Origin of the sequence: Streptomyces sp. NPDC057565 (genome assembly GCF_042801455.1) — a bacterium.
In the GTDB taxonomy this organism is placed as follows: domain Bacteria; phylum Actinomycetota; class Actinomycetes; order Streptomycetales; family Streptomycetaceae; genus Streptomyces; species Streptomyces yanii.
Map to the genome: position 1 here is coordinate 449,978 of NZ_JBHVFU010000004.1, position 16,819 is coordinate 466,796.

General features: G+C 69.4%; 13 protein-coding genes, 1 tRNA gene and 1 pseudogene. 10 read left to right on the forward strand and 5 right to left on the reverse strand.

The window, feature by feature from the left end; translation table 11 throughout:
* Positions 1–48: 48 nt before the first annotated feature.
* Genes ACFU8W_RS12000 through ACFU8W_RS12015 form a run of 4 tightly spaced genes read left to right on the forward strand, consistent with a single transcriptional unit; the run spans position 49 to position 5,114 of the window.
* Complete coding sequence (locus ACFU8W_RS12000; protein ID WP_384035121.1) at positions 49–1,497, forward strand: pyridoxal phosphate-dependent decarboxylase family protein; 1,449 nt, start codon at positions 49–51, stop codon at positions 1,495–1,497.
* The gene (locus ACFU8W_RS12005; protein WP_384035124.1) at positions 1,481–2,758 is read left to right on the forward strand and encodes a lysine N(6)-hydroxylase/L-ornithine N(5)-oxygenase family protein; all 1,278 of its coding nucleotides are present in this window, start codon (positions 1,481–1,483) and stop codon (positions 2,756–2,758) included. The genes ACFU8W_RS12000 and ACFU8W_RS12005 overlap by 17 nt, the downstream gene beginning before the upstream one ends.
* Complete coding sequence (locus ACFU8W_RS12010) at positions 2,755–3,342, forward strand: GNAT family N-acetyltransferase (RefSeq protein ID WP_384035126.1); 588 nt, start codon at positions 2,755–2,757, stop codon at positions 3,340–3,342. Before ACFU8W_RS12005 ends, ACFU8W_RS12010 begins: the two co-directional genes overlap by 4 nt.
* Positions 3,339–5,114, forward strand: coding sequence for an IucA/IucC family protein (locus tag ACFU8W_RS12015; protein ID WP_384035129.1), 1,776 nt, complete (start codon positions 3,339–3,341; stop codon positions 5,112–5,114). Before ACFU8W_RS12010 ends, ACFU8W_RS12015 begins: the two co-directional genes overlap by 4 nt.
* Positions 5,115–5,203: 89 nt before the next feature.
* On the opposite strand, the gene ACFU8W_RS12020 is transcribed toward ACFU8W_RS12015, so the two are convergent.
* Complete coding sequence (locus tag ACFU8W_RS12020; RefSeq protein ID WP_384035132.1) at positions 5,204–6,829, reverse strand: beta-N-acetylhexosaminidase; 1,626 nt, start codon at positions 6,827–6,829, stop codon at positions 5,204–5,206.
* A 422-nt stretch (positions 6,830–7,251) separates the two neighbouring features.
* Here ACFU8W_RS12020 and ACFU8W_RS12025 point away from each other — a divergent pair, with 422 nt between their 5' ends.
* A complete protein-coding gene (locus tag ACFU8W_RS12025) occupies positions 7,252–7,527 on the forward strand; it encodes a hypothetical protein (RefSeq protein WP_384035135.1) in 276 nt (91 codons plus the stop codon).
* 43 nt (positions 7,528–7,570) lie between these two features.
* The gene (gene glmS / locus ACFU8W_RS12030; protein WP_345517978.1) at positions 7,571–9,400 is read left to right on the forward strand and encodes a glutamine--fructose-6-phosphate transaminase (isomerizing); all 1,830 of its coding nucleotides are present in this window, start codon (positions 7,571–7,573) and stop codon (positions 9,398–9,400) included.
* Between the two features lie 104 nt (positions 9,401–9,504).
* Here the strand turns inward: glmS and ACFU8W_RS12035 are convergent, their stop codons facing one another.
* Positions 9,505–10,077 (reverse strand): acetate uptake transporter, encoded by a 573-nt coding sequence (locus tag ACFU8W_RS12035; RefSeq protein ID WP_266985374.1) that lies wholly within the window; start codon positions 10,075–10,077, stop codon positions 9,505–9,507.
* Positions 10,078–10,314: 237 nt separating this feature from the next.
* Positions 10,315–10,836 carry a universal stress protein gene (locus tag ACFU8W_RS12040; protein ID WP_037694266.1) on the reverse strand — a complete coding sequence of 174 codons (522 nt, stop codon included), beginning with the start codon at positions 10,834–10,836 and terminating at the stop codon, positions 10,315–10,317.
* A 312-nt stretch (positions 10,837–11,148) separates the two neighbouring features.
* Here ACFU8W_RS12040 and ACFU8W_RS12045 point away from each other — a divergent pair, with 312 nt between their 5' ends.
* From ACFU8W_RS12045 to ACFU8W_RS12060, 4 genes and pseudogenes are all read left to right on the forward strand, one after another.
* Positions 11,149–11,481, forward strand: a complete 333-nt coding sequence (locus ACFU8W_RS12045) for a hypothetical protein (protein ID WP_384035141.1) — start codon at positions 11,149–11,151, stop codon at positions 11,479–11,481.
* Between the two features lie 379 nt (positions 11,482–11,860).
* Positions 11,861–13,086, forward strand: a pseudogene (locus ACFU8W_RS12050) (helix-turn-helix domain-containing protein).
* 10 nt (positions 13,087–13,096) lie between these two features.
* Positions 13,097–13,699, forward strand: coding sequence for an oligoribonuclease (gene orn / locus ACFU8W_RS12055; RefSeq protein ID WP_345517974.1), 603 nt, complete (start codon positions 13,097–13,099; stop codon positions 13,697–13,699).
* Between the two features lie 125 nt (positions 13,700–13,824).
* Positions 13,825–13,897, forward strand: a tRNA-His gene (locus ACFU8W_RS12060).
* Positions 13,898–14,006: 109 nt separating this feature from the next.
* Here the strand turns inward: ACFU8W_RS12060 and ACFU8W_RS12065 are convergent.
* Together ACFU8W_RS12065 and ACFU8W_RS12070 are read right to left on the reverse strand one after the other, a co-directional pair.
* Positions 14,007–15,038, reverse strand: coding sequence for a LacI family DNA-binding transcriptional regulator (locus tag ACFU8W_RS12065; RefSeq protein ID WP_384035144.1), 1,032 nt, complete (start codon positions 15,036–15,038; stop codon positions 14,007–14,009).
* A 238-nt stretch (positions 15,039–15,276) separates the two neighbouring features.
* Complete coding sequence (locus tag ACFU8W_RS12070; RefSeq protein WP_345517970.1) at positions 15,277–16,737, reverse strand: GH1 family beta-glucosidase; 1,461 nt, start codon at positions 16,735–16,737, stop codon at positions 15,277–15,279.
* Between the last annotated feature and the right edge of the window lie 82 nt (positions 16,738–16,819).

The following is a 16,819-nucleotide window of genomic DNA, read 5'->3' on the forward strand; positions in this document are numbered from 1 at the left end:
GCCCTGAGGGCGCCGATGAAGTTTCCCCGCATCCGGGAGGACCCCTTCATGCGTTCGCACCTGCTCAATGACTCGACCGCGGAGCACTACCGCCGCTCCGTGACCGCAGGGATCGAACGGGTCGCAGCCAAACTCGCCGCCACCGACCGGCCGTTCTCCGGGATCTCCGTCGACGAGCTCTCCCCGGTCGTCGACGCGATCGATCTGGACCGTCCGTTGGGCGATGCGTCCGCCGCCCTCGACGAGCTCGACCGCGTCTATCTCCGTGACGCCGTCTACTTCCACCACCCCCGCTACCTGGGCCACCTCAACTGCCCGGTGGTCATCCCCGCCGTCCTCGGTGAAGCCGTCCTCTCGGCCGTCAACTCCTCCCTGGACACCTGGGACCAGAGCGCGGGCGGCACCCTGATCGAGCGCCGGCTGATCAACTGGACCGCGGCCCGGATCGGCCTCGGCCCGGCCGCCGACGGCATCTTCACCAGCGGCGGCACGCAGTCCAACCTGCAGGCCCTGCTGCTCGCCCGCGAAGAGGCCAAGTCCCTCCCCGGGCAGTTCGACCGACTGCGGATCCTCACCTCCGAGTGCAGCCACTTCAGCGTCCAGAAGTCGGCGAAACTCCTCGGTCTCGGACCGGACTCCGTCGTCTCCGTCCCCGTCGACCGGAACAAGCGCATGCAGACCGTGGCCCTCGCCCGCGCCCTTGAGCAGTGCGCCGCCGAGGGTGCCGTCCCGATGGCGGTCGTCGCCACCGCGGGCACCACGGACTTCGGCTCGATCGACCCGCTGCCCGAAATCGCCGCGCTCTGCCAGCAGTTCTCCACCTGGATGCATGTCGACGCCGCGTACGGCTGTGGGCTGCTCGCCTCCGGCGAACGCCGCCATCTCCTCGACGGCATCGAGCACGCCGACTCCGTGACCGTGGACTACCACAAGTCCTTCTTCCAGCCGGTGAGTTCCTCGGCCTTGCTGGTCCGCGACCGGGCCACCCTGCGCCACGCCACGTACCACGCGGAGTACCTCAACCCGCAGCGCATGGCCGCCGAGCGCATCCCCAACCAGGTCGACAAGTCCCTGCAGACCACGCGCAGATTCGACGCACTCAAACTGTGGATGACCCTGCGCGTCATGGGCGCGGACGGCATCGGCGAGCTCTTCGACGAGGTCTGCGACCTGGCCGCCGAGGGCTGGCAGCTGCTCACCGCCGACCCGCGTTTCGACGTCGTCGTCGAGCCGCAGCTCTCCACGCTGGTGTTCCGCTGCGTCCCGGACGCCGTCACCTCACCCGCCGAGATCGACCGCGCCAACCTCTACGCCCGCAAGGCGCTCTTCGCCTCCGGCGAGGCCGTCGTCGCCGGGACGAAGGTCGGCGGCCGCCAGTACCTGAAATTCACCCTGCTCAACCCCGAAACGACCGCACAGGACATCGCCGCGGTCCTCGACCTGATCGCCGGCCACGCCGAGCAGTACCTGGGAGACTCTCTTGACCGCGCTTCCTGACCCCCACGACTTCATCGGGATCGGCCTCGGCCCGTTCAATCTCGGCCTCGCCTGCCTCACCGAACCCATCGACGAACTCAGCGGTGTGTTCCTGGAGTCCAAGCCGGACTTCGAGTGGCACGCCGGGATGTTCCTCGAAGGCGCCCATCTCCAGACGCCATTCATGTCGGACCTGGTGACGATGGCCGACCCCACCTCGCCGTACTCCTTCCTCAACTACCTGAAGGAACGCGGGCGGCTGTACTCCTTCTACATCCGGGAGAACTTCTACCCGCTGCGGACCGAGTACAACGACTACTGCCGTTGGGCCGCCGCCCAGCTGAGCAGCGTCCGCTTCAACGAGACCGTCGAGTCGGTCACATACGACGAGAGCACCGCTCTCTACACCGCCCGCACCCTTGCCGGAAGCGTCTTCCGCGCCCGGCACCTGGTACTGGGTACAGGAACTCCCCCGTACATCCCGGAGGCGTGCCGGGACCTGGGCGGCGACGTCCTGCACAACTCCCGCTACCTGGAGAGAAAGGCGGCCCTCCAGGCGAAGGAGTCCATCACTCTCGTCGGCAGCGGGCAGAGCGCGGCGGAGATCTACTACGACCTGCTCTCCGAGATCGATGCGCACGGCTACCGGCTGAACTGGGTGACGCGCTCACCGCGGTTCTTCCCGCTGGAGTACACCAAGCTGACGCTGGAGATGACCTCCCCCGAGTACGTCGACTACTTCCACACCCTGCCCGAACAGACCCGCTACCGGCTGGAGTCCGGCCAGAAGGGGCTCTTCAAGGGCATCGACGGCGAACTGATCGACGCGATCTTCGACCTGCTCTACCGGAAGAACCTGCCCGGACCGGTCCCCACCCGCCTCCTCACCAACTCCGCGCTGCGCAGCGCGCGGTACGAGGAGAGCAGCGGCACATACACGCTCGGCCTGCATCAGGAGGAGCAGGACAAGGAGTACAGCCTCACCACCGAGGGGCTGATCCTCGCCACCGGCTACCGCTACACCCCGCCGGCCTTCCTGGAGCCGATCACCGGACGGCTGCGCCACGACAGCCACGGCCGCTTCGACGTGGCCCGCAACTACTCCATCGACACCACCGGGCGCGGCGTCTTCCTGCAGAACGCGGGCACGCACACCCACTCGATCACCTCGCCCGACCTGGGCATGGGTGCCTACCGCAACGCGTACATCATCGGCGAGCTGCTCGGCCGTGCGTACTACCCCGTCGAGAAGTCCATCGCCTTCCAGGAGTTCGCCGTATGAACACCGACCTCGGTACGCTCACCGTCCGCGCCCTCGACCCTTCCCCGACCTCCCGGTCCGGTTCGAGCGGATCAGGCTCCATGTCCGACGCCGAACTGGTGCACAGCTGGGTCACCCACCCCAAGGCGTCCTTCTGGCTGATGGGCGACGCCCGGCTGCAGGACGTCGAGCGGGAGTACCTGGCGATCGCCGCCAACCCGCACCACGACGCGTTCATAGGACTGCACAACGGAGAGCCCGCCTTCCTGATGGAGCGGTACGACCCCGCCGAGGTGGAGCTCAAGGGGCTGTACGAGGCCGAGCCGGGCGACATCGGGATGCACTTCCTCGTCGCCCCGACGGACACCCCTCTGCACGGCTTCACGCTCGCCGTGATCACCACTGTGCTGGAGACGCTGTTCGCCGATCCGTCGGTACGCCGGGTCGTCGTCGAACCGGACGTCCGCAACACGGCCGTGCACGCGCTCAACAAGGCCGTGGGCTTCGAGGTCCTTCGCGAGATCACCAAGCCGGAGAAGACCGCCCTGCTCAGCGCCTGTACCCGGGAACAGTTCCACGCCGCGCGCGCAGGAGAGGCCCGATGACCACCGTCACCGCCGCCGTCGCGCACCTCACCCCCGAGCGCTGGGCCACCGCCAACCGGCAGCTCGTCCGCAAGGCCCTCGCCGAGTTCACCCACGAGCGGCTGCTGACCCCCGAACCGCTCGGCACCGGCCTCTACGCCGTGCGCAGCGACGACACGGCGACCGAGTACCGCTTCGCCGCCCGGCGCTTCGCGCTCGACCACTGGCAGGTCGACGCCAACTCCGTCACCCGCCACCGGAACGGCACGGAACTGCCTCTGGACGCGCTGGAATTCTTCGTCGAACTGCGCGAGACGCTGGGGCTTTCGGCGGAGATCCTGCCGGTCTACCTGGAGGAGATCTCCTCCACGCTGGCCGGAACCGCGTACAAACTCACCAAGGAACCGGTGACCTCCGCCGCGCTCGTCGCCGCCGGATTCCAGGCGATCGAGACGGGCATGACGGAGGGCCACCCCTGCTTCGTCGCCAACAACGGGCGACTCGGCTTCGGCATCGACGAGTACCGTGCGTACGCCCCCGAAGCGGCGAGCGCGATCCGGCTGGTCTGGCTCGCCGCCCGCCGCGACCGCGCCACGTTCACAGCGGGCGCCGGGCTCGACTACGAGACGCTGATCAGCGGCGAACTGAGCGGGGAGACCCGGCAGCGGTTCGCCGCCACGCTGACCGGCCTCGGGCTCGACCCCGACGACTACCTGTTCATTCCCGTCCACCCCTGGCAGTGGTGGAACAAACTGGCCGTCACCTTCGCCGGAGAACTCGCCCAGCACCGTCTGGTCTGCCTCGGCGAGAGCGACGACAGCTACCTCGCGCAGCAGTCCATCCGCACCTTCTTCAACACCGGCAACCCGGAGAAGCACTACGTCAAGACGGCACTGTCCGTCCTGAACATGGGCTTCATGCGCGGGCTCTCCGCCGCGTACATGGAGGCGACGCCCGCGATCAACGACTGGCTGTCCGGGCTCATCGAGCGCGACGAGGTACTGCGCGCGGCCCGATTCTCGATCATCCGCGAGCGAGCGGCCATCGGCTACCACCACCGGACGTACGAGGCGGCCACCGCCAAGGGCTCCCCGTACCTGAAAATGCTCGCCGCGCTCTGGCGGGAGAGTCCGGTACCCGGACTGGCGCCGGGCGAACGGGTCGCGACCATGGCATCGCTCGTCCACTCCGACCACGAGGGCAACTCCGTCGCAGGCGCACTGATCGCCGAGTCGGGGCTGGCACCCGCCGACTGGCTGCGCCGCTACCTGGACGCCTACCTGGTACCGGTGCTGCACAGCTTCTACGCGTACGACCTGGTGTACATGCCGCACGGCGAGAACGTCATCCTGGTCGTCGAGAACGGCGTCGTCACCCGCACGGTCTTCAAGGACATCGCCGAGGAGATCGCGGTCATGGACCCGGACGCGGTCCTGCCGCCCCAGGTCGAGCGGATCCGCGCCGAGGTCCCGGACGACATGAAACTGTTGTCGGTCCTCACCGACGTCTTCGACTGCTTCCTCCGCTTCCTGGGCGCCGGGCTCGCCACCGAGGGGATCCTCGACGAGGAGACGTTCTGGCGGACGGTCGCCGCCTGTGTGTCCGGCTACCAGGAGTCGGTGCCGCAGCTCGCGGACAAGTTCAAGCAGTACGACATGTTCACGGAGGAATTCGCACTGTCCTGCCTGAACCGGCTCCAGCTGCGCAACAACAAGCAGATGGTCGATCTGACGGACCCGTCGGGTGCGCTGCAGCTCGTCGGCACACTCAGGAACCCGATCGCGGGATTCTAGGCAAGCCTTGCCCCGATCGCAGGGCGGGTCCGGAAGATCGGACCCGCCCTGCGATCGGGGACAGAGCGTCCGCAGGACGCCCGGTCACCTCACTGTGCGGGCCACGGAACCTGCGCCGACCGGTAGTAGTCGATCCCCAGCGCGGAGAACCTCGGCCCCTGCGCCGCGAGCCGCACCTTGTACGCGTCCCAGTCGTGCGTGGACGCAGGCGACCAGCCCAGCTCGGCAACGCCCGGCAGCCGCGGGAACGCCATCTGCTCGACCTCGTCGCTGTTCGTCACCGTCTCCGACCAGGTCGGCGCCTCGACCCCGAGGATCGAGTCCTCCGGGGCGCCTTCGAGGTACGTCGCCGGGTTCCAGTCGTACGAACGCTGCACCTCGACATAGCCGGCCCAGGCCAGGCCCAGCTTGGTGTCCTTGTTGTACTTCATGTCGAGGTACGTACGGTCCGCAGGGGACAGCACGAGCTTCGTGCCGTTCTTCGCCGCGTCCGCCACCTGCTTGCGCTCGGCGGCGCCCGTCCGGTCGTAACCCCAGTACTGGGCGACCGCGCCCGCGACGGGCGTGGCCCCGGTCAGCTGATGCCAGCCGACCACGGTCTTGCCGTATGTGCCGACGATGGCCTGCGCCCTGTTCATGAACGTCACGTAGTCGTCGTGGCTGGTGGAGTGCGCCTCGTCGCCGCCGATGTGGAGGTACTTGCCCGGCGTCAGCGCGGCCAGCTCACGGACCACGTCGTCCACGAAGGTGTACGTGATCTCCTTCGGCACGCACAGCGAGCTGAAACCGACGCTCGTGCCGGTGTAGAGCGGCGGTGCGACCCCGTTGCAGTTCAGCTCGGCGTACGAGGCGAGTGCCGCATTGGTGTGGCCCGGCAGGTCGATCTCCGGGACGACCTCCAGGTAGCGCGAGGAGGCGTACCGGACGATCTCCTTGTAGTCGCTCTTGGTGTAGTAGCCGCCGGCTCCCCCGCCGACCTCGGTCTGCCCGCCGTACGTGGCCAGCCGCGGCCAGGAGTCGATGGCGATGCGCCAGCCCTGGTCGTCGGAGAGATGCAGATGGAGCTTGTTCATCTTGTAGAGGGCGAGCTGGTCGATGTAGCGCTTGACCTCGGTGACGGAGAAGAAGTGCCGGGAGACATCGAGCATCGCGCTGCGGTACGCGTAGCGCGGCGCGTCCGTGACCGTACCGCCCGCGACCTGCCACGGCCCCGCCTGGCGGCTGTTCTTCTCCACGTCCGCCGGGAGCAACTGACGGAGCGTCTGGACGCCGTGGAAGAGGCCTGCCGGGCCGCGCGCGGTGATGGTGACGGATCCGTGGCTCGACTTCAGCGTGTAACCCTCCGCGCCCAGCTCACTGTCGTGGGAGCCGAGCCGGAGCCGGATGCCGTCGCCGCCACCGCGGTCGGTGACCGGCAGGGCATACCCGGTGGAGGGGCGCAGCACGCCCGCCAGGTAGGTGCCGATCCTCCGGGTCTCGGCGGAGTCGCCGTCGACGCGGATCTTCGTTCCCGCGGTGATGGTGTACGGGGATCCGCCCGCCTTCACCTCGGCGGGGGCGGGCACGATCTGCCCGAGCGGACGGGGCTCGGTGGCGGAGGCCTGGCCGCTGTGCGCGGCGGCTCCCCCCGGAGCCGCGCCGACACTGGAGATTCCGGCCGCCGTGACGAGCAGCAGCGAGCCGAGCAGACGGGGGAGTGCGGTGCGCTGTGTCATGTGCAGTCTCACAAGCCGGGTCCCTTTCGACGGGTTCACACCTGTGGATCTCCTGAGCAACGAACCATCACCATGCGTATCGTGCGCCTCACGCGTGGTCAAGGTGTAGACCACTTCCCCGTTCCGCGACCGACGGAATCACCCGGCATGCGACCGCTGGAGGCGGTCCCGTCGCCCCTGGTGGCGCAGCGCGCGCAGAAGGGCCGGAGTGGAGTAGCGGGCAGGCCTCCGGCGAGGGGCGGCGGGACGCTCACCGCCGGCGGGTTCACCGCCGCCGAACAGGTCGCGCCGAAGCGCCTCGGAGTGACTCCCGGGCGGTTTCGGCACCCGTCCGGACACAAAGAGAGCGTGATCACATTCACTCTTGCCCGATATCGGGCAGAATTGTTGCGTTGAGGCTCCGTTCACCGCAATATCGACGAGTGCCTGAACGCCGCTCGTCACACGACGACCTCATCGATCACCTGGTGCGCTCCACCACGCTCCAGCGCGGCGAAGCCGCCCGGGTGATCCTCGATGTGCTGGCGTACTTCGACGAGACGACCGACGGCTTCGTCCGCCGCCGCCACCGCGAACTGCAGTCCGGCGGCCTGGTGAACACGGAGATCTTCGAACGCATCGCGGCCGAGCTGCCGCACCGGGCGGTCGCGCCGCCGGAGCTCTCGCTCCGCCAGCTGCGCCGCATCGTCTACGGCTGAGCACCAGGCACCACAACGACGTCGATGGAGGGGCAGAGATTCTATGTGCGGAATCGTCGGATATATCGGAAAGCGTGATGTGGCTCCGCTGCTGCTGGAGGGGCTGCAGCGGCTGGAGTACCGGGGGTACGACTCCGCGGGCATCGTCATCACCGGCAAGGCAGCGGCCGGAAAGCCCGCCACGCTGAAGATGGTCAAGGCGAAGGGCCGGGTCCGCGAGCTGGAGGCCCGCGTCCCCAAGCGTTTCACCGGCACCACCGGCATCGCCCACACCCGCTGGGCCACCCACGGCGCCCCGAGCGACGAGAACGCCCACCCGCACCTGGACGCCGAGAACAAGGTCGCCGTCGTCCACAACGGCATCATCGACAACGCCTCCGAGCTCCGTGCGAAGCTCGTCGCCGACGGCATCGTCTTCCTCTCCGAGACCGACACCGAGGTGCTGGTCCACCTGATCGCCCGTGCGCAGGCGGAAACCCTTGAGGAGAAGGTCCGCGAGGCGCTTCGCTCGGTCGAGGGCACGTACGGCATCGCCGTCATGCACGCCGACTTCAACGACCGCATCGTCGTCGCGCGCAACGGCTCCCCGGTCGTCCTGGGCATCGGCGAGAAGGAGATGTTCGTCGCCTCCGACGTCGCCGCGCTGGTCGCCCACACCCGCCAGGTCGTCACCCTCGACGACGGCGAGATGGCCACCCTCAAGGCCGACGACTTCCGTACGTACACGACGGAGGGCTCGTCCACGACGGCCACGCCGACCACCGTGGAGTGGGAGGCCGAGTCGTACGACATGGGCGGCCACGACACGTACATGCACAAGGAGATCTCCGAGCAGGCCGACGCGGTCGACCGGGTGCTGCGCGGTCGCATCGACGACCGGTTCTCCACCGTGCACCTGGGCGGCCTCAACCTGGACGCCCGTGAGGCGCGCGGGGTCCGCCGGATCAAGATCCTGGGCTGCGGCACCTCGTACCACGCGGGCCAGATCGGCGCCCAGCTCATCGAGGAGCTGGCCCGCATCCCCGCGGACGCCGAGCCCGCCTCCGAGTTCCGCTACCGCAACCCGGTCGTCGACCCCGACACCCTGTACGTCGCGGTCTCCCAGTCCGGTGAGACGTACGACGTGCTGGCCGCCGTCCAGGAGCTCAAGCGCAAGGGCGCACGGGTCCTCGGTGTGGTCAACGTGGTCGGCTCGGCGATCGCCCGGGAGGCCGACGGCGGTACGTACGTCCACGCCGGCCCCGAGGTCTGCGTCGTCTCCACCAAGTGCTTCACCAACACGGTGGTCGCGTTCGCGCTGCTCGCCCTGCACCTGGGCCGCATCCGCGACCTGTCGGTCGCCGACGGCAAGCGGATCATCGACGGGCTGCGCAGGCTGCCCGCGCAGATCACCGAGATCCTCGAGAACGAGGACGAGATCAAGAAGCTGGCCGCGGAGTACGCGGACGCCAAGTCGATGATGTTCATCGGCCGGGTGCGCGGCTACCCCGTCGCCCGTGAGGCCTCCCTGAAGCTCAAGGAGGTCTCGTACATCCACGCCGAGGCCTACCCGGCGTCCGAGCTGAAGCACGGCCCGCTGGCCCTGATCGAGCCCGCGATGCCGACGGTCGCGATCGTGCCGGACGACGACCTGCTGGAGAAGAACCGCGCCGCGATGGAGGAGATCAAGGCCCGCAGCGGCCGGATCCTCGCGGTCGCGCACCAGGTCCAGGAGAAGGCCGACCACACCATCGTGGTGCCGAAGAACGAGAACGAGCTGGACCCGATCCTGATGGGCATCCCGCTCCAGCTCTTCGCGTACCACACGGCACTGGCCATGGGCCGCGACATCGACAAGCCGCGGAACCTCGCGAAGTCCGTCACCGTCGAGTAACTCGCACCACCCGTACGGCAGGAGAGCGGCCCCGCACCACGTCAGGTGCGGGGCCGCTCCCGTTCGGCCGGTGCCGCCCCAGGTCGCACCGGCCGGTGACTGCCTCAGCCGGCGGCCGTCACGCCCCGGCCGGCAGCACGCCCCGGCAGCGCCGTCGGCCACTTGGCCAGCGCCGCCGTCGCTCCGTACCAGGCGGCGAGACCGGCCAGCGCGGCCAGCCAGCCGCCGACCTTGCCGAGCCCGTCGCTACCGGCGAACTGCCCGACGCCCAGGAGCAGAAGCCCCAGGAAGAGCAGTGCGTACGTCCCCTGCGCGAGCAGACCGCCGCCGGCCGCCCCGAGGGTGAGACTCAGCGCGAACAGCGCCCAGAGCAGCAGGAACAGCCCCGCCGCATGACCGGAGACATGGGCATCGGCACCGGTGCCCCAGGTGAACCAGAAGGCGCCGAGCCCGACGAAGGCCGTGCCGGTGAAGGCGCTGCCGCCGCGGAACTCCAGCAGTCCGGCGACGAACAGGGCGATACCGCCGACATACAGTGCGAGCGAGACGGCGTCGGCCGCCGTCACGCCGTCGATGACCCGGGTGTGACCGATGCCGAACGCCAACAGGGTGAGTCCCAGGGCGAGATGGCCGAGGGTGGAGGTGCTGCTGCTTCCCGCAGAGACGTCATTGTCCACGGCGGGCTCCCTTCAAAGGCAGTGGTGCTGTTTCCCAGTGACCCTTATGTACCCTTCACAAGCACACAATCCACCTTTACGGGTGAGTAGATTGCCTGTTTTCAAGGGCGAGTTGACGCCACGTCGGCCGGCCCGGCCAGGACGCCTCCGCGTCAGGAAGGAAAAGCCCTGGGTCCCGTCGCCGTCTGCCGCACGGCCCGGCCTCCGGCCGGACGACGGCAGTGTGACGACGGACCCTCAGGGAATGACCACGACCGGGCGCTGGGCGCGCCGTGCCAGCCGCCCCGCCACCGAGCCGAAGATCCGGCCGACGATGCCGTGCGTGGAGCCGACGACGATCGCGTCGGCCGAGTACTCGCGGCCGACCTCCTCCAACTCGTGGCAGATGTCGCCGCCCCGTTCGACGAGCACCCACGGCACCTCGGAGAGGTAGTCCGCACAGGCGAGCTCCAGACCGAGGACCTCGGTGCGGTGATCGGGCACGTCGACGAAGACGGGCGGCTCGCAGCCTGCCCAGACCGTGGTCGGAAGCCGATTGGCGACATGGACGATGATCAGGCCGGAACCTGATCTTCGGGCCATCCCGATGGCATAGGCGAGGGCTCGCTCACTGGACGTGGAGCCGTCGAAGCCGACCACGACCCCATGCCGGAAGGCGGGATCGCAGGAGTGGCGTGGTTCTTCGACCGCCAGAGGGTCCGACAGTGGGTCGGCTACCTGCTTGCGGTCCGCGGGTTCGGGGATTTCGTGACCGGCCATCGGTGTCTCGGCGAAGAGAGTCCTCGTGAGGAGAGAGCTGCTTGGGGAAGGTGTGTCAGCGGGCAGTGTTGCGGTGTCCTGGAATCATCTTCCCAACCCCTTACCCCCAAGGGTACGGCGCCACTCCTCCACTGCCCAGACCCTCGCAAAGCGCGTGCGACGTTCCACGGAGCATGCCCGAGGCAGCCGCGGATGGCAATGCCGGTTGCGTGGTACACGGAGGCCGTCCGGGCAGGGGACGGCATCGGGCGACCGGCCGCGGCGGACACCCGTCGGCGACCGAGTGGCACCACTCGGTCACCACCCCGCAGGGTGACCACCACGTGTCACCGCGCCACCCCGGGGAGCGACGCCGCGCCCGCACCCGCCCCGGCCGACCGGCCGACCACGCCCGTGACCACCGCCGACCGGTCCGCGGCCGGCGTGGTCCGCCGCCCGACGTTCAGCCGCCTGCCCGAACCGGCCGCCCTCGCGGCGTACGGCACATCCGTCGGCGATGCACGCGGCCTCGCTCTCGGCCTCGCGGGTCGGCACGACCGCCTGCCGCACCCCGCTCCGCCGGTCCGGGCCCGTGGCCGCCCACCGGACCGAGGGGGCACACAGGAGCAGTCACACCAAGGGGTCGTACGCCGGTCGAACGACTGAATCCGGCACACGCAACCGTAGGTTTTCAGCCAACTTCTCACCCCTGCCGAATCCTTGGCGAATTGGCCGATCAACCCCCTTGCTACCAGGCAAGAAGAGACCACGCGGTACGCTTCCACCCGACAGGGACGGGCCACGAACGGGAGGCGCACTTCCCTGCACGGCCCGGGGGTGGAACGCTTCGTGATCGAATGCTTCCCGCCAAGTGGCCATGTCGACATAGTGCTGGTTGGTCAACTTGTCACGACGGCACCACGAGACGCAGTAGATTCGATCTTGGGTGCCGAAGACTGGGGACTCGTGCAGGACCGAGGGGAAACGTGCAGCGACAGGCCCGCAAGGACCAGGAAGACGCGAACACCGAGGGGGGCTTAGCGTCATGAGCCAGGACTCCGCCGCCGCAACGGAGGCTGTACGGAAGCTGAGCGGACGACGACGTCGGGAAATCGTCGCCGTCCTGCTGTTCAGCGGCGGCCCCATCTTCGAGAGCTCCATTCCGCTTTCCGTCTTCGGGATCGACCGGCAGGACGCGGGAGTTCCGCGCTACCGACTCCTCGTCTGCGGCGGGGAGGACGGGCCGCTGCGTACTACCGGGGGGCTCGAACTCACCGCGCCGTACGGCCTGGAGGCGATCAGCAGGGCAGGCACCGTCGTGGTGCCCGCCTGGCGTTCGATCACCTCGCCACCGCCCACCGAGGCGCTGGACGCGCTGCGCCGCGCCCATGAGGAAGGGGCCCGCATCGTCGGGCTGTGCACCGGCGCGTTCGTGCTCGCCGCCGCGGGGCTGCTGGACGGCCGTCCCGCGACCACGCACTGGATGTACGCACCGACGCTGGCCAAGCGCTACCCGTCGATCCGCGTGAGCTGTTCGTCGACGACGGCGATGTGCTCACCTCCGCCGGGACAGCGGCAGGGATCGATCTCTGCCTGCACATAGTCCGCACGGACCACGGCACCGAGGCCGCCGGGGCCCTCGCCCGCCGGCTCGTCGTGCCCCCGCGGCGCAGTGGCGGTCAGGAGCGCTACCTCGACAGGTCTTTACCTGAGGAGATCGGCTCCGACCCGCTCGCCGAGGTCGTGGCCTGGGCACTGGAGCACCTCCACGAGCAGTTCGACGTGGAGACGCTCGCCGCGCGCGCCTACATGAGCAGGCGGACCTTCGACCGGAGGTTCCGTTCGCTGACCGGCAGCGCACCGCTCCAGTGGCTGATCACCCAGCGCGTGCTGCAGGCGCAGCGGCTCCTGGAGACGTCCGACTACTCGGTCGACGAGGTCGCGGGCCGCTGCGGCTTCCGCTCGCCGGTCGCGTTGCGCGGACACTTCCGGCGCCAGCTGGGCTCCTCCCCCGCCGCGTACCGGGCCGCGTACCGGGCCCGCCGTCCGCAGGGCGGACCCATGGAGCCGGTGGTGACGGCGATCGAGACGGTCGTGCCCGCACAGGGCACGACCGCGAGCCGGAGGGCCGGCCTGACGGCGACCCCGTCGGGCCCTCCGGCCGCACCCTCCACGGCGGCCGGGGCGGGGCAGCCGGAGCACGGGAAGCCGGGCTCCGACGCATACGCCACCGGGCGCCCGACCCTGCCGGGGCAGCGCAGCGCCCCGTAGGGTGGGACGCATGAACGATCGCATGGTGTGGATCGACTGCGAGATGACCGGGCTCTCGTTGACGGAAGACGCACTCATCGAGGTGGCCGCACTGGTCACCGACTCGGAGTTGAACGTGCTCGGCGAAGGGGTGGACATCGTGATCCGCCCGCCGGACAGGGCCCTGGAGACGATGCCCGAGGTGGTGCGGCAGATGCACACCGCCTCGGGCCTCCTCGACGAGCTGGCCGACGGCACCACGCTCGTCGACGCCGAGGCCCAGTTGCTGGCCTATGTGCGCGAGCACGTGAAGGAGCCGGGCAAGGCGCCGCTCTGCGGGAACTCGGTCGGTACCGACCGGGGATTCCTGGCCCGGGACATGGCGGCCCTGGAGGGCTACCTGCACTACCGGATCGTCGATGTGTCCTCGGTCAAGGAGCTGGCCCGCCGCTGGTACCCGAGGGCGTACTTCAACAGTCCGGAGAAGAACGGCAACCACCGGGCACTCGCGGACATCCGTGACTCCATCACGGAGCTGCGGTACTACCGGGAGGCGATCTTCGTACCGCAGCCCGGGCCGGATTCGGACCAGGCCAAGGCCATCGCGACACGCCTGACGGCACCCCCGTCGTAGGACCTCGGGAAGCCGCTGGTCACGGGCGTTCCAAGGTCCGGGATCAGCGGCTGAACAACGGGGGCGCGAGCACCCTCTCGGACCCTGTACACTTTTTCTCGGCCGGTCAGAAAAGACCGGACACGGTGGGTATAGCTCAGATGGTAGAGCACCTGGTTGTGGTCCAGGATGTCGCGGGTTCGAGTCCCGTTACTCACCCTGAAGGGAAGGGCCCCGGTCTTCGGACCGGGGCCCTTCTCCATGTGATGCCCTCTCACCAGGGGGCCGAGTGACGGTCGTCACACCGCTGTCGGCCCGGCGGCGGGCGTCACGACGAGTCGCGGACGATCAGCTCGGTGGGAAGCACGATCTGCGGGCGTTCCAGGTCCTCCCCCGCGATCTCCTGGAGCAGCACCCGGGTCATCTCCCGGCCCATCTCCTCGATCGGCTGACGCACGCTGGTGAGCGCGGGGTCCATGTGGCGGGCCACGGCCGAGTCGTCGAAGCCGACGAGCGCCACATCGTCCGGGATGCGCCGACCCGCCTCACGGAGCACCTGACGGGCGCCCGCGGCCATCACGTCGGAGGCCGCGAAGACCGCGTCGACATCGGGCCGGCGGGCCAGGAGGTCGCGCATGGCGCGGGCGCCGCCCTCCTCGGTGAAGTCGGCGGGGGCGATCAGCCGCTCGTCCGGGTCGAGACCGGCGGAGGCGACCGCCTTGCGGTAGCCGTCGAGGCGCCGCTGGGCACCGTACACATCGAGGTGCCCGGTGATCGTGGCGATGGACCGGCGGCCCCGGGAGATCAGATGGTCGACGGCGCTGCGGGCGCCCTCGAAGTTGTCCGAGTCGACCGCGGCGAGCGGTTCGGAGGCGGATCTGCGGCCGCTCATCACGGCCGGCATCCCGAGCTGCTCCAGCAGGTCGGGCAGGGGGTCGTCGGCGTGCACGGAGACCAGCAGCACACCGTCGACGCGGTGCGCGGTCAGGTACTGGGCCAGCCGCCGACGCTCGCGGTCGTTGCCCGCCAGGGTGAGCAGCAGCTGCATGTCGGTCTCGGCGAGGGCGGCCCCGACGCCCCGCACGATGTCGGAGAAGTACGGCTCGGCGAAGAAGCGGCTCTCCGACTCGGGCACGACGAGGGCGATGGCGTCCGTGCGGTTCCCGGCCAGGGCGCGGGCCGCGCGATTGGGCACATAACCCAGCTCGGCGACCGCCGCCTCCACCGCCTCACGCGTGTGCGCGCTGACCCGTGGTGAACCGTTGATGACCCGCGAGGCGGTACCGCGCCCCACCCCCGCCCGTGCCGCGACTTCTTCGAGCGTGGGCCGCCCACCGCTCCGTACTCGCGCTACCGTCATGGCCGCCTCCCGTTCGCGGTCAATTTCTCACAGTCGGATAACCAAACCAAGTCCCGATGTGGGATCCCTTGACACTCCACCGGGCCGACCGCCCGCACCGCAGCTTCCCTTTGGGAGCGCTCCCACTCTACGCGCGTGGTCAAGGTTCTCGCAGCGTCCGGGGGGCGGGGAGGACTCAACTGCCCGGCGGAAACGGCTGGGACCCGGCACAGGGCCGGGTCCCAGAGGTCAGCGGGGGTCAGGAGGCGTCGGTCGGGGGAAGCGCGTGGCGGCGGATCACATCGGCGTACCAGTGGGCGCTCGCCTTGGGGATGCGGCGCTGGGACGCGTAGTCCACGTACACCGCGCCGAAGCGCTTGGAGTACCCGTACCCCCACTCGAAGTTGTCCATCAGCGACCACAGGAAGTAGCCGCGGACGTCCGCACCGTCGGCGATGGCTCGCTGCACGGCGTCGAGGTGGCCGTGCAGGTACTCGATCCGCTCGGGGTCCTCGACCCGCCCCTCGGGCGAGACGTAGTCGTCGAAGGCCGCGCCGTTCTCGGTGACCATCAGCGGCAGCCCGGGGTGGTCACGGGTGACGTCCATCAGCAGGTTGTACAGGCCGTTGGGGTCGATCGCCCAGTTCATCGCGGTGCGCTCCTTCCCCTCGGCGAGGTGGAAGGCGACGTGCTCGGAGCCGGGCCACGGGGAGTAGTCGCTGACGCCGTGGCCGTCGTTGCGCGAGTCGCCGACGCCCTCGGCGGGCGTGGAAACCAGCGTGGGCGTGTAGTAGTTGATGCCCAGGACGTCGACCGGACGGGAGATCGCGGCCAGGTCGCCGTCGTGGACCAGCTGCGACCAGTCGACGATGTGCGAGGTGTCGGCGATCAGGTCCTCGGGGTACTCACCGCGCAGCATCGGTCCGGTGAACACCCGGTTGCCCACCGCGTCGATCCGGCGGGCGGCGTCCACGTCGGCCGCACTGTCGGTCAACGGGCGGACCTGGTGGAGATTGAGGGTGACCGAGGTCTGCGCGCTAGCGGGGAGTTGACCGCGCAGAACCTCGGTCGCCCGGCCATGGGCGAGGTTGAGGTGGTGGGCCGCCCGCAGTGCGGACGCGGCCTCGGTGCGGCCGGGAGCGTGCACACCGGAGCCGTATCCGAGGAAGGCCGAGCACCACGGCTCGTTGAACGTGGTCCACATGCCGACGCGGTCGCCGAGGGCGCCGGCCATGATCGCCGTGTAGTCGGCGAACCGATCGGTGGTGACGCGCTGCGGCCAGCCGCCCGCATCCTCCAACTCCTGGGGAAGATCCCAGTGGTACAGCGTGGCGACGGGGGTGATGCCGGCCTCGAGCAGCTCGTCGACGAGCCTGCGGTAGAAGTCCAGACCGCGTTCGACGGCGGGCCCCCGCCCGGTGGGCTGCACCCGGGACCAGGAGATGGAGAAGCGGTAGGCCTTCAGGCCCAGTTGCTTCATCAGCTGCACGTCGTCGCGGTAGCGGTGGTAGTGGTCGGCGGCGATGTCGCCGGTGTCACCGTTGCGGACCTTGCCCGGTGTGCGGCTGAAGGTGTCCCAGATGGAAGGGGTTCGGCCGTCCTCGGCGGCGGCCCCCTCGATCTGGTAGGCGGCAGTGGCCGCCCCCCAGACGAAACCGGTCGGGAAGTTCGTTGCCTCGGGTGCCCGCTGCGGGGCGATGTCGGGTCGTACGGCGGTCATGCGGGAGCGCTCCCAGGGGTGGACGAACGAAGTCAGGGAAAGGGTGGAACTCCGGGGTCCGTACGGCCTGCGGTCAGGCGCA